The 13,024-nt window shown below is 70.5% G+C and carries 10 protein-coding genes; 6 read left to right on the top strand and 4 right to left on the bottom strand.

Features of this window, described 5'->3' with window-relative positions:
• Positions 1 to 63: 63 nt before the first annotated feature.
• From pyrH to rpsB, 3 genes are all read right to left on the bottom strand, one after another.
• Positions 64 to 786 (bottom strand): UMP kinase, encoded by a 723-nt coding sequence (gene pyrH / locus CSC64_RS02430; RefSeq protein WP_162433743.1) that lies wholly within the window; start codon positions 784 to 786, stop codon positions 64 to 66.
• 212 nt (positions 787 to 998) lie between these two features.
• On the bottom strand, positions 999 to 1,877 hold the full coding sequence (gene tsf / locus CSC64_RS02425) for a translation elongation factor Ts (RefSeq protein ID WP_162433742.1): 879 nt from the start codon (positions 1,875 to 1,877) through the stop codon (positions 999 to 1,001).
• A 166-nt stretch (positions 1,878 to 2,043) separates the two neighbouring features.
• A complete protein-coding gene (rpsB, locus tag CSC64_RS02420; RefSeq protein WP_162433741.1) occupies positions 2,044 to 2,877 on the bottom strand; it encodes a 30S ribosomal protein S2 in 834 nt (277 codons plus the stop codon).
• A gap of 329 nt (positions 2,878 to 3,206) precedes the next feature.
• Here rpsB and map point away from each other — a divergent pair, with 329 nt between their 5' ends.
• From map to dapE, 5 genes are read left to right on the top strand one after another with little or no spacing between them, the layout of a single operon-like run.
• Entirely contained in the window at positions 3,207 to 4,010 is an 804-nt protein-coding gene (map, locus tag CSC64_RS02415) for a type I methionyl aminopeptidase (RefSeq protein WP_162433740.1), read from the top strand.
• 23 nt (positions 4,011 to 4,033) lie between these two features.
• Entirely contained in the window at positions 4,034 to 6,688 is a 2,655-nt protein-coding gene (glnD, locus tag CSC64_RS02410; RefSeq protein WP_162433767.1) for a [protein-PII] uridylyltransferase, read from the top strand.
• Positions 6,688 to 7,590, top strand: coding sequence for a 2,3,4,5-tetrahydropyridine-2,6-dicarboxylate N-succinyltransferase (gene dapD / locus CSC64_RS02405; RefSeq protein WP_162433739.1), 903 nt, complete (start codon positions 6,688 to 6,690; stop codon positions 7,588 to 7,590). Before glnD ends, dapD begins: the two co-directional genes overlap by 1 nt.
• Positions 7,591 to 7,594: 4 nt before the next feature.
• On the top strand, positions 7,595 to 7,951 hold the full coding sequence (locus tag CSC64_RS02400) for a Spx/MgsR family RNA polymerase-binding regulatory protein (protein ID WP_162433738.1): 357 nt from the start codon (positions 7,595 to 7,597) through the stop codon (positions 7,949 to 7,951).
• 12 nt (positions 7,952 to 7,963) lie between these two features.
• Complete coding sequence (gene dapE / locus CSC64_RS02395; protein WP_162433737.1) at positions 7,964 to 9,094, top strand: succinyl-diaminopimelate desuccinylase; 1,131 nt, start codon at positions 7,964 to 7,966, stop codon at positions 9,092 to 9,094.
• A gap of 156 nt (positions 9,095 to 9,250) precedes the next feature.
• Here the strand turns inward: dapE and CSC64_RS02390 are convergent, their stop codons facing one another.
• Entirely contained in the window at positions 9,251 to 10,963 is a 1,713-nt protein-coding gene (locus CSC64_RS02390; RefSeq protein WP_162433736.1) for an ABC1 kinase family protein, read from the bottom strand.
• A 316-nt stretch (positions 10,964 to 11,279) separates the two neighbouring features.
• On the opposite strand from CSC64_RS02390, the gene asnB reads away from it, so the two are divergent.
• Positions 11,280 to 12,995, top strand: coding sequence for an asparagine synthase B (gene asnB, locus CSC64_RS02385; RefSeq protein WP_162433735.1), 1,716 nt, complete (start codon positions 11,280 to 11,282; stop codon positions 12,993 to 12,995).
• Positions 12,996 to 13,024 lie beyond the last annotated feature (29 nt).

Below are 13,024 nucleotides of genomic sequence, written 5' to 3'. Positions count from 1 at the left end.
CGGGCGCAACGGCGCCTTCCGCGGGGAGGCCTGCGATAGCGGCCGGACGGACCGGAGCGGGGCTCAGCGGCGGGCGCGGACCAGGGTGCCGACGCCCTCGCCCTTGAGGATGCGCATCAGGCTGCCGGGGACGGAGATGTCGTAGACCCGCAGCGGGATGCCGTGGTCGCGGCACAGGGCGAAGGCGGCGGTATCCATCACCTGCAGGTCGCGGGCGATCACCTCGTCGTGGTCCAGTTCCTCGAAGCGGACCGCGTCGGCGTGCTTCTTCGGGTCGCGGTCGTAGACGCCGTCGACCTTGGTCGCCTTCAGCAGCAGGTCGGCGTTGATCTCGATCGCGCGCAGGGCGGCGGCCGAGTCGGTGGTGAAGAACGGGTTGCCGGTGCCGGCGGCGAAGATGCCGATGCGGCCCTTCTCCAGGTGGCGCACGGCGCGGCGGCGGATGTAGTCCTCGCACACGTCGTTGATCTTCAGCGCGCTCATCACCCGGACCTTGCCGCCGAGCTTCTCCAGCGCGTCCTGCATGGCCAGGGCGTTGATCACCGTGGCCAGCATGCCCATCTGGTCGCCGGTGACCCGGTCCATGCCGCCGGCGGCCAGGCCGGCGCCGCGGAAGATGTTGCCGCCGCCGATGACCAGGCCGATCTCGGCCCCGGCCTCGCGTACTTCGATGATCTCCTGGGCGATGCGGCCGATCACCACCGGGTCGATGCCGTAGTCTTCCGCTCCCATCAGCGCCTCGCCCGAGAGTTTCAGCAGGACACGGCGGTAGGCGAGCTCGGACATGGCGGTCTCGGGGCAGGGGTGGGGGCGCGTGAATTCTAGCGCATCGATGCATAGTGCAGTGGGGCGTCGGCTCCGGCGGGGGCCGCCGTTCTGCCCCACCGGAGCCGACGCCCTTGCCGACGAACCGACGAACCGTCGGGCGCCCACGAGAAAAACCAAAGAAAAAGCCGCGGAGGGCCGCGGCTTTTTCCGGTGCAGCGATGGAGCGGGGATCAGACCTGCATCGCCTTGGCGACTTCGGCGGCGTAGTCCTCGACCACCTTTTCGATGCCCTCGCCGACCACCAGGCGCTGGAAACCGGCGACGTCGCCGCCGGCCGCCTTGACCGCCTGCTCGACCGTCTTGTCGCCGTCCAGCACGTAGCTCTGGCCGTACAGGGTCACTTCGTTGACGATCTTGTTGATCTTGCCGCTGATGATCTTCTCGAGGATCTCGGCCGGCTTGGCCTTGTCCTTCTCGCTCATCTTGGCCAGCTCGATCTCCTTCTCCTTGGCGACGAAGTCGGCCGGCACGTCGGCGGCCTTGTTGTACGGCGGGTTCATCGCCGCCACGTGCATCGCCAGGCCATTGGCCAGCTCGGCGTTGCCGCCGGCCAGGTCGACCAGCACGCCGATCTTGCCGTTGGTGTGCACGTAGGCGCCGACGTTGTTGCCGCCGTCGACCAGGGCCAGGCGACGGACCTGGATGTTCTCGCCCAGCTTCTGGATGGCGGCGGCGCGGGCTTCCTCGACCGACTCGCCGGAGGCGAGCTTCGCGGCCTTGAGGGCCTCGATGTCGGTGGTGCCGGCAGCCAGCGCGGCCTTGGCCACCGCGTCGACGAAGGCGATGAAGTTGGCGTCCTTGGCGACGAAGTCGGTCTCGGAGTTGACCTCGACCAGCACGGCCTTGCCGCCGGCCTGGGCAACACCAATCCGGCCCTCGGCGGTGACGCGGTCGGCCTTCTTGTCGGCCTTGGCGGCGCCGGACTTGCGCAGCGCCTCGGCGGCGGCGTTGATGTCGCCGTTGTTCTCGGTGAGCGCCTTCTTGCACTCCATCATGCCGGCGCCGGTGCGCTCGCGCAGTTCCTTGACCAGGGAAGCGGTGATTTCCACGGGATTACCTCGTTATGTGATGAATGTGGCCCCGCGCGGGCGGGGCGGGCTGGTGGCGGTCGCGGCGGGCGCAGGCCCGGCCATCCGGCCCGGTGGCACGGAGGCGGGCGCGTTGCGCCTGCCTCCGGCCAGGCGGCGACCGCGGGGCGGCCGCCTGTGGTGCGTCTTACTCGGCGGCGGCAGCAGCCGTGTCGCCGTCCTCGGACTTGCCGTTCTTGCGGGCCGGGCCCTTCTTCGCCGGGGCGCGGCGCGGGGCCTTGCCGTCGCCTTCGGTGGCGTCGGTGAAGTCGCTTTCGGTGACGTGGGCCGCGTGCGGGGCGGCGGCCTTGCCTTCCAGCACGGCGTCGGCGGCGGCGCGGGCGTACAGCTGCACGGCGCGGATGGCGTCATCGTTGCCCGGGATCGCGTAGTCGACCAGGGCCGGGTCGTAGTTGGTGTCGACCACGGCGATGACCGGGATGCCGAGCTTCCTGGCTTCCTTGATCGCGATGTCCTCGTGGCCGATGTCGATCACGAACAGGGCGTCGGGCAGGCGGTTCATCTCCTTGATGCCGCCCAGCGAGGCCAGCAGCTTCTCGCGCTCGCGGCGCAGGCCCAGCACTTCGTGCTTGACCAGCTTGTCGAAGGTGCCGTCGGTCTCGGCCGCTTCCAGCTCCTTCAGGCGCGAAACGGACTGCTTCACGGTGCGGAAGTTGGTCAGGGTGCCGCCCAGCCAGCGCTGGGTCATGTACGGCTGGCCGCAACGCTCGGCCTCTTCCTTGATCGCCTCGCGCGCGCTGCGCTTGGTGCCGACGAACAGGATGGTGCCGCGCTTCTGGGCGATGGCCGAGATGAAGTTCATCGCGTCGGAGAAGAGCGGGACGGTCTTCTCGAGGTTGATGATGTGGATCTTGCCGCGGGCGCCGAAGATGTACGGGGCCATCTTCGGGTTCCAGTAACGGGTCTGGTGGCCGAAGTGGACGCCGGCTTCGAGCATCTGGCGCATGGTGATCTGGGGCATTGCTGGAACTCCTGGCAGTGGAATCGCGTCGCAGGTGCGGCTTTTTCTGGACAGTCCGCACATGGATGTGCGGGCCCTTGCGAAGGACTCGCACCAACGATTCCGGGGTTGGGCCTCCCTGGCGCTTCCCCGCCCGGCGTGGGCGGCCCCGTCGGGGACGGGCGCGGAAGGAAGCCGCGGGAGTATAGCCCGCGGCCGCTTCCGGGGCAAACCGCGGGATGCGGCCATCCGGGGGCTATCGAGGGGGGGCCGCCGGATCCGGTACAGCCTGCCGGCGACGCCGCGGACGCGGCGTTCAGGAATCGCCCCCGATCGGCGATAATCCCCGCATGACCATGCACATCAAGACCCCCGGGGAAATCGAGCAGATGCGCATCGCCGGCCGCCTGGCCGCCGAAGTGCTGGAAATGATCGCCGCGCACGTGAAGCCCGGCGTATCCACCGAGGAGCTCGACCGGATCTGCCACGACCACATCGTCAACGTGCAGGGCGCGACCCCGGCCAACGTCGGCTACCGCGGCTATCCGAAGACCCTGTGCACCTCGGTCAACAACGTGATCTGCCATGGCATCCCCGGCCCGGGCAAGGTGCTCAAGGACGGCGACATCCTCAACATCGACGTCACCGTCATCAAGGACGGCTGGCACGGCGACACCAGCCGCATGTACTACGTCGGCACCCCGTCGGTGATGGCGAAGCGGCTGGTGGAGACCACCTTCGAGGCGATGTGGCGCGGCATCCGCGCGGTGCGGCCGGGCGCGACCCTGGGCGACGTCGGCCATGCGATCCAGCAGTACGCCGAAGCCGAGCGCTTCTCGGTGGTGCGCGAGTACTGCGGCCATGGCATCGGCAAGGTCTACCACGACGAGCCGCAGGTGCTGCACTACGGCCGCCCCGGCGAGGGCCTGGTGCTGCGCCCGGGCATGACCTTCACCATCGAGCCGATGATCAACGAGGGCACCCGCTACACCAGGGTGCTGCCCGACGGCTGGACCGTGGTGACCAAGGACCGCAAGCTCTCGGCGCAGTGGGAGCACATGGTCGCGGTGACCGAGGACGGCGTCGACGTGCTGACGCTGGGTGCCGGCGACGCGTCCCTGCTGGCCTCCGGCCAGACGTCCCCCCCGGCGTGAGCGGCGCGGACGTGGGCACCGGCATGGAGACCGTTCCCGCGCACGCCGCATCCCCGGGCACGTCCACGCTGGGCCCGTCCCCGGCGCAATGGGCCGCGCAGGCCCGCGAACTGCTGGCACAGGGCGATGCCCGCCTGCTCAGGCGCTACGGCCGCGAGGTCGACATCGACCGGCTGCTGGCGCTGCGCGCGCGCCTGGTCGACGACATCCTGCAGCGCGCCTGGCACGACTGCCTGCCCGCCGGCGCGCCGCTGTCGCTGATTGCGGTCGGCGGCTACGGCCGCGGCGAACTGTTCCCGCGCTCGGACATCGACCTGCTGGTGCTGGCCGAGCCGCAGGCGCAGCAGCAGTACCAGACCGGACTTTCGGCGTTCTTCGCGCTGCTGTGGGACATCGGCCTGCCGGTCGGCCACGCGGTGCGTTCGCCGGCCGAATGCACCGCCGCGGCGGCCGACCAGACGGTGATGACCGCGCTGCTCGAGGCACGCCCGGTGGTGGCCACCGCCGCGGCGATGGAGGCGCTGGAGGCGGCGATCGCGCCGGAGCGGATCTGGCCGCCGCGCGAATTCTTCCAGGCCAAGCGCGAGGAACTGGAACAGCGCCACCGGCGCCACGGCGACACTTCCGACAACCTGGAGCCGAACATCAAGGAAGGCCCCGGCGGCCTGCGCGACCTGCACACGCTGTCGTGGATGGCGCAGCGCGCCTTCGGCGTACGCGACCTGGAGGCGCTGGTCAGCCTCGGCCAGCTCGGCCAGGATGAAGCGGCCGCGCTGGTCCGCGAACGGCAGGCGCTGGGACGGCTGCGCTTCGGCCTGCACCTGGTCGCGGGGCGGCCGGAGGAACGGCTGGGCTTCGATTACCAGAAGGCGCTGGCCGGGCGCCTGGGCTACGAGGACGACGCGCACAGCCTGGGCGTCGAGCAGATGATGCAGGGCTTCTACCGCAGCGCGGCGATCGTGCGCCGGATCAGCGACCGGCTGCTGCAGCGCTTCGAGGAGACCTTCGACGGCGAGGCCGAGGCCGAGCCGCTGGATCCGGGCTTCGTCCTGCGCCGCGGCTACCTGGCCGCGACCGCGTCGTGGTGGCCCGATGGCGACCTGCGCGAGGTGCTGGCGCTGTTCTCGACCTGGGCCGAGCATGCGCAGGTGCGTGGCCTGCATTCGCGCACGGCGCGCGCGCTGGCCGAGTCGCTGCGCCACCTGCCGGCCTATGCCGACGCCGGCCCCGCGGCGCGCGCGCGCTTCATGGCCCTGCTGCGCGGCCCGCGGCCGGTGGAGACGCTGACCCGGATGGCGCGGCTGGGCGTGCTGGGCCAGTACCTGCCGGCGTTCGCGCAGGTGTCCGGGCGCATGCAGTTCGACCTGTTCCACGCCTACACCGTCGACCAGCACACGCTGATGGTGCTGAAGAACCTCGCCGCCTTCGCCAGCGGCCAGCCCGACGAGCGCTTTTCCATCGCCCACGAAGTGTGGCCGCGGCTGCGCAAGCCCGAACTGCTGCTGCTGGCCGGCCTGTTCCACGACATCGCCAAGGGCCGCGGCGGCGACCATTCTGAACTGGGCGCGGTGGATGCGCGCGAATTCTGCGCCGCGCACGGCCTCAGCGAGTCCGACACCAGCCTGGTGGCCTGGCTGGTCGAGCAGCACCTGCGCATGTCGGTGACCGCACAGAAGCAGGACATCTCCGATCCGGGCGTGATCCGCGCCTTCGCCGCCCTGGTCGGCGACCGCGAACGCCTGGACTACCTGTACCTGCTCACCTGCGCCGACATCGCCGGCACCAGCCCCAAGCTGTGGAACGCGTGGAAGGACCGTTTGCTGGCCGACCTGTACCTGTCCACCCGGCGCGTGCTGCGCGAGGGGCTTGAGGCACCGGTCGACGTCGAGGCGCGCGTCGCCGAGGCGCGCGAGTCCACGCGCGAACTGGTGCGCGCGCACGGCCTGGACGACGTCACCATCGACCGCCAGTTCGCCGAGATGCCGGAAGAAAGCTTCCTGCGCTACCGCCCCGAACAGCTGGCCTGGCAGGCGCGGGCGCTGGTGGACCTGCGCATGGGCGACACCGGGGTCGCCGTGCGGCCGGTCGGCGGCGCCGGGCAGGGCGGGGCGCTCGAGGTGTTCGTGCACTCGCCCGACCGTGACGGCCTGTTCTCCGCGATCGTGGCCACGCTGGACCGCCACGGCTACGGCGTGCACCAGGCGCGGATCCTGATCGGCCCGCACGGCACGGTGTTCGACACCTTCGAGGTGCTGCCGGCCGACAGCTACGCGAGCGGCGACCCGCGCCAGCTGGAGGCGGCGCTGCGGCAGGCGCTGGCCACCGCCAACCTGGACGAAGTGCGCGCCCCGCGCCGCGCCGCGCCGCGGCAGCTGCGCCATTTCCGCTTCCCGCCGCAGGTGGATTTCGGCGCCACCACCGACGGCCGCCGCAGCGTGTTCGGGCTGGTCTGCCCGGACCGCCCCGGGCTGCTGGCCGACGTGGCCCAGGCCCTGCGCGCCAGCCGCCTGCGGGTCCACGATGCGCGCATCGCCACCTTCGGCGAGCGGGTCGAGGACCTGTTCCAGATCACCGATGAACACGACCAGCCGCTGGACGCCGCGGCGCAGGAAACCCTGCGCGCCGAGCTGCGCGAGCGGCTGGAACCCGACAGCACACCGACCGGAGCCCCCCGCTGATGGCCGCCCAGCCGCCGAAGAAGAAGACCGCCACCCGCAAGACCGCGCGCAAGCGCGCCGCCGTGCCCGCAGGCCCCGGCCTGGAGGAACTGAAGTTCTCGATCGAGAGCGCGTTCGCGCGCCGCGCCGCGCTGACCATCGACGAGATCGACGGCTCGACCCGGCCATTGGTGGAACGGGTGATCGGCGGCCTGGAAAGCGGCGAGTTCCGCGTCGCCGAGCCTGACGGCAAGGGCGGCTGGCAGGTCAACGAGTGGCTGAAGAAGGCGGTGCTGCTGTACTTCCGGGTCAACGACATGGTGGTCATGGAGGGCCAGCCGGCGCCGTTCTGGGACAAGGTGCCTGCGCGTTTCGGCAACTACGGCGAAGCCGAGTTCCGCAAGCTCGGCGTGCGTGTGGTGCCGGGCACGATCGCCAGGCGTGGCGCGCACCTGGGCAAGGACGTGGTGCTGATGCCCAGCTTCATCAACATCGGCGCGCACGTGGGCGAGGGCACCATGGTCGATACCTGGGCCACGGTGGGTTCGTGCGCGCAGGTCGGCAAGCACTGCCACATCTCCGGCGGCGCCGGCATCGGCGGCGTGCTCGAACCGCTGCAGGCCAGCCCGACGATCGTCGAGGACCACTGCTTCATCGGCGCGCGCTCGGAAGTGGTCGAGGGCGTGGTGGTCGGCCACCACAGCGTGATCGGCATGGGTGTGTTCATCGGCCAGTCCACCCGCATCTACAACCGCGCCACCGGCGAGGTGAGCTACGGCTACGTGCCGCCGGGCAGCGTGGTGGTGTCCGGCTCGCTGCCGGCCGCCGACGGCTCGCATTCGCTGTACTGCGCGGTGATCGTCAAGCAGGTCGACGCGAAGACACGCGCCAAGACCAGCATCAACGACCTGCTCCGGGGCTGAGGGCATGACCACGATCTACGGCCTGAAGAACTGCGATACCTGCAGGAAGGCGACGAAGTGGCTGGACCGCTTCGGCGTGGCGCATGAATTCGTCGACTACCGCGAGAACAAGCCCTCGCCGGAGAAGCTGCTGGAGTGGGCCGGCAAGGCCGGCGGCTTCGACGCGCTGGTCAACAAGTCCTCGACCACCTGGCGGCAGCTGCCCGACAACCGCAAGTCGCCCGGCAGCGAGGCGGAGTGGAAGCTGCTGCTGCGCGAGCACCCGCAGCTGGTACGCCGGCCGGTGGTGGTGAAGGACGACGGCAGCTTCAGCCAGGGCTTCTCCGACAACGGCTTCAAGAAGCTGTTCGGTATCGGCTGAGGAGCAGGCGCGATGAGCGAAGTGCTTGGCCTGGCCTGCGAGCTGATCGCGCGCGCCTCGGTGACTCCGGACGACGCCGGCTGCCAGGAGCTGGTCGCCGCGCGGTTGCAACGCGCCGGCTTCGCCATCGAGCGCCTGCGCTTCGGCGAGGTCGACAACCTGTGGGCGACCCACGGCAGCGGCGCGCCGGTGCTGGTCCTGCTCGGCCACACCGACGTGGTCCCGCCGGGCCCGCGCGAGGCCTGGTCCAGCGACCCGTTCGCGCCGGAGGTGCGCGACGGCGTCCTGTACGGCCGCGGCGCGGCCGACATGAAGGGCAGCGTCGCCGCCTTCGCCGTGGCCGCAGAACGGTTCGTCGCCGCCCATCCCGGCCACGCCGGCACCCTCGCCGTGCTGCTCACCTCCGACGAGGAGGGCGACGCCATCGACGGCGTGCGCCGCGTCGCCCGGGTCTTCCAGGAACGTGGCCAGCGCATCGACTGGTGCATCACCGGCGAACCGTCCTCCACCGCCCGGCTCGGCGACCTGCTGCGCGTGGGCCGCCGCGGCAGCCTTTCCGGCACCCTCACCGTGAAGGGCGTGCAGGGCCACGTCGCCTACCCGGACAAGGCACGCAATCCGATCCACCAGGCCGCCCCGGCGCTGGCCGAACTCGCCGCGCGCCGCTGGGACGACGGCTACGAAAGCTTCCCGCCAACCAGCCTGCAGGTCTCCAACATCCACGCCGGCACCGGCGCCAACAACGTCATCCCCGGCGAGCTGCAGGTCCTGTTCAACCTGCGCTACAACCCGCACTGGGACGCGCCGCGGCTGGAGGCGGAGATCGCTTCGCTGCTCGACCGCCATGGCCTGGACTACGCGCTGCACTGGCACCGCAGCGGCGAACCCTTCCATACCCCCGAGGGCCGCCTGCGTGCGGTGGCGCGGGAAGTGCTGGCCGAAACCGCCGGCGCGCCGCCGGAGGAGAGCACCGGCGGCGGTACCTCCGATGCGCGCTTCATCGCCCCGCTCGGCGCGCAATGCATCGAGGTCGGCCCGGTGAACGCAAGCATCCACCAGGTCGACGAACACGTCTCCGTCGCCGACCTCGAAGCGCTCCCCGGCCTGTACCAGCGCCTCATCGAACGCCTGCTGCTGTTGTAGGAGCCCACTTCAGGGGGCGACCCGATGGGGTTGGAACACGCGGTGTTCAACGCACGGCATCCGGAGAGGCCGCGTTGAATGCAGCGCCTTCATGCGGCATCGGGTCGCCCCCTGAAGTGGGCTCCTACAGGGGAGCGTTGGGGAGCCCGCGGGGGGTCAGTGCGGCCCGTGCCGCTCGTTCGGTTTTGCCTTGCGGTCGTACAGCAGCGCACTCAGTGCGATCGTCAGCCCGAGTACCGCCGCGACCAGGAACAGCACGACCGCCAGCGCCGGGTAGCCGAACAGCTGCACCTTGGTCTCCACCCGCATCAGCATCGCCGAGGACAGCAGCAGCGCCGCCGTCACCACCGCCGCGGCGATCCGGTTGGCGATCTTCTGCATGTTCTCCATCAGCCGCGAGTGCTCCAGCCCGTCCAGGCGCACCTGCAGCCGGTTCTCGGCGATCAGCGACAGCGCATCGGAGATCTTTCGCGGCGCGTCGCGCAGCAGGCCCTGCACCTCCAGCAGCTCGCTGGCCAGGTTCGCGCTGGAGAACGAGCGCCGCAGCTGCGCGCGCATGATCGATTCCAGGTGCGATTCCACCAGCGAACGCACGTCCATCTCCGGGTCCAGCGCGCCGGCCACCCGCTCCAGGTTGAGCAGGGTCTTGCCCAGCAGGCTGATCTCCGCCGGCACCCGCAGCCCGTGCTCGGCCGCGATGCCCACCAGTTCCAGCAGCAGCCGTCCCTCCGAGGTGCGCCGTCCGCCGGTGGCGTAGCGCGCCACCAGTTGCCCGGTGTCGCGGTTGAACGCGGCATCGTCGAACTGCTCCAGCCGCGTGCCGATCGCCACCAGCTCGCGGGCGACGTCCTCGCCGCGTGCATCGACGGCGGCGAACAGCAGCTTGAGCAGCCGCTCGCGCATGCGCGGCGGCACCTGCGCGACCATGCCCAGGTCGATCAGCGCCAGCCGCCCGTCGTCGCACAGCAGCACGTTGCCCGGATGCGGATCGGCGTGGATGTCGCCGTGCACGAACACCTGGTCCAGGTAGGCGCGCATCAGCTCGGCGGCCGGCGTGGCCAGGTCGGCCTCGGTGCGGCGCAGGCCGGAAATGGTGGTGACCTTGCTGCCGTGCACCAGTTCCATGGTCAGCACGCGTGAGGTACACAGCCCCCACACCGGTGCCGGCACCAGCAGCTGCGGATACGCCGACAGGCGCTCGCGGAAGCGCTCCAGGTTCTCCGCTTCGCGCCGGTAGTCGAGCTCGAGCAGCAGCACCTTGCGGAACTCGGCGATCCAGCCGGCGAAATGCATGCGCCGCCCGGTCTCGGTCAACGCGTCGGCGGTGCCGGCCAGGCCGGACAGCACTTCCAGGTCCAGGCGGATGGCGGCTTCCATGCCCGGGCGCTGCACCTTCACCGCGACCTCGCGTCCGTCGCGCAGGACCGCCCGATGCACCTGCGCCAGCGACGCGGCCGCCAGCGGCACCGGATCGAACGACTCGAACAGGCGGCTGATCTTCGCGCCCAGCTCGTCCTCGATGATGTTCTCGACCACCGCGGTTTCCACCGGCCCGACCTCGTCCTGGATGCGGTCCAGCGCATCGATGTACGCCGCCGGCACCAGGTCCGGGCGCGTGGACAGCGACTGCCCGAGCTTGATGAAGGCCGGGCCCAGCGATTCCAGGTCGGCGGCGAAGGCCTGCGCGCCGGCGATCCCGGATGCGTCGGCGATGGTCGGCTCCGGCGTGGGCGCGTGGCTCCAGTCCAGCCCGGTGAGGATGCGCCGGTGGCGGGCCAGGCGGGCGACCACCTGCGCGGTACGGGTGAGGCGTTGGGTGGTGTCGGGCAAGGCGGTTCTCCGGTGACGTCGGAGCGCGGGGCGAGACATCCGCCGCTGCACCCGCGGAGTATTCGCCGGCCGCCGTGAGCGCCTTGTCAGTTGCCCGCGCAACGGTTGCGGTGCACTGGCGGGGCGGGTTACCGTCGGCCCATGCATTCCCTGCAGCGCGCCAACCGGGCCGATTCGAACCGCAACAACAATGCGGTCAATAACCGTGCGCGACCGATGCGGGAGCGCGACCCGGCCTAGAACACCCGACCCGGCCCGGTCACCACGAAACCCGCATCCGCCTGATGCGGGTTTTTTTGTGGCCGCGGCCCGGGACCGAATCCGTAACTCCACACCAGTACCCAGGAGCTTTCCCATGTGTTCGATCTTCGGCATCTTCGGCCTGCAGCCGGGCGACGACCTGCAGGACCTGCGGCGGCAGTCGCTGGACCTGTCCCAGCGCCAGCGCCACCGCGGGCCGGACTGGAGCGGGGTCTACGTGGGCGACGGCGCGATCCTGGTGCACGAACGACTGGCCATCGTCGACCCGGCTGGCGGCTCGCAGCCGCTGCTGTCGGAGGACGGCCGCCTGGCGCTGGCGGTCAACGGCGAGATCTACAACCACAAGCCGCTCAAGGGCGAGCTGACCGGCGCCTACGCCTTCCAGACCGAGTCGGACTGCGAGGTGATCAACGCGCTGTACCTCGAGGACGAACCGGCCAGCTTCCTCGAGCGCCTCAACGGCATTTTCGCCTTCGCCCTGTGGGACCAGGCCCGTGGCCGGACAATCATCGCCCGCGACCCGATCGGGGTGGTGCCGCTGTACTGGGGCCACGACCGCGAAGGTCGCCTGCGCGTCGCCTCGGAAATGAAGTCGCTGGTGGACGAGTGCGCCGACGTCGCCCAGTTCCCGCCGGGGCACTACTACGACAGCGGGCTGGATGACGGCAGCGGGGCGGGCTCGGCGCTGCGCCAGTACTACCGGCGGCCGTGGCGCGACTACGCCGCGGTCGAAGGCGTGGAAGTCACCCCGACCGAACTGCGCGAAGCGTTCGAGGCCGCGGTGCACCGCCAGCTGATGACCGACGTGCCCTATGGCGTGCTGCTGTCGGGCGGGCTGGATTCCTCGCTGGTGGCCGCGGTGGCGGCGCGCTACGCCCGCCACCGCATCGAGGACGGCGACAGGACCGAGGCCTGGTGGCCGCGCCTGCATTCGTTCGCCATCGGCCTGCAGGGCTCGCCCGACCTGGCCGCGGCGAAGATCGCCGCCGAGGCGCTGGGCACGGTGCACCACGGCTTCGAATACACCTTCGAGGAAGGCCTGGATGCGCTGCCGGAGGTGATCCGCCACATCGAGACCTACGATGTCACCACCATCCGCGCATCGACGCCGATGTTCCTGCTGGCGCGCAGGATCAAGGCCATGGGCGTGAAGATGGTGCTCTCGGGCGAGGGCAGCGACGAGGTGTTCGGCGGCTACCTGTATTTCCACAAGGCGCCCGACGCGCGCGAGTTCCACGAGGAGCTGGTGCGCAAGCTCGACGCGCTCAGCAACTACGACTGCCTGCGCGCGAACAAGTCGATGATGGCCTGGGGCGTGGAGCCACGGGTGCCGTTCTTGGACCGCGAGTTCCTCGACGTGGCCATGCGCATGGATGCGAAGTACAAGATGGTGCACAAGGGCAGCGACGGCCCGCAGCGGATGGAAAAGGGCGTGCTGCGCCAGGCCTTCGACGGCTACCTGCCGCAGGAGATCCTTTGGCGGCAGAAGGAGCAGTTCAGCGACGGCGTCGGCTACGGCTGGATCGACGGGCTCAAGGCGCACGCCGAGGCCCAGGTCAGCGACCGCGAGCTGGCCGCGGCGGACAGGCGCTTCCCGGTGAACCCGCCGCAGACCAAGGAGGCGTACTTCTACCGTTCGCTGTTCGAACGCTTCTACCCCACGCCGGCGGCGGCGGAGACGGTGCCCGGCGGCAAGTCGATCGCCTGCTCCTCGCCGGCGGCGATCGCCTGGGATGCGAGCTTCGCGAAGATGGCCGATCCGTCCGGGCGTGCGGTGGCCGGCGTGCACGAGCAGGCGCTGGCCGGGTAGAAGCGCCGCGCGAGCAGGCGTTCCGGAAA

Origin of the sequence: Pseudoxanthomonas koreensis (assembly GCF_010093225.1) — a bacterium.
Taxonomy (GTDB): Bacteria; Pseudomonadota; Gammaproteobacteria; order Xanthomonadales; family Xanthomonadaceae; genus Pseudoxanthomonas; species Pseudoxanthomonas koreensis.
Note: the sequence above shows the minus strand (reverse complement) of the source record. Positions and strands in the feature narration are given on the sequence as shown.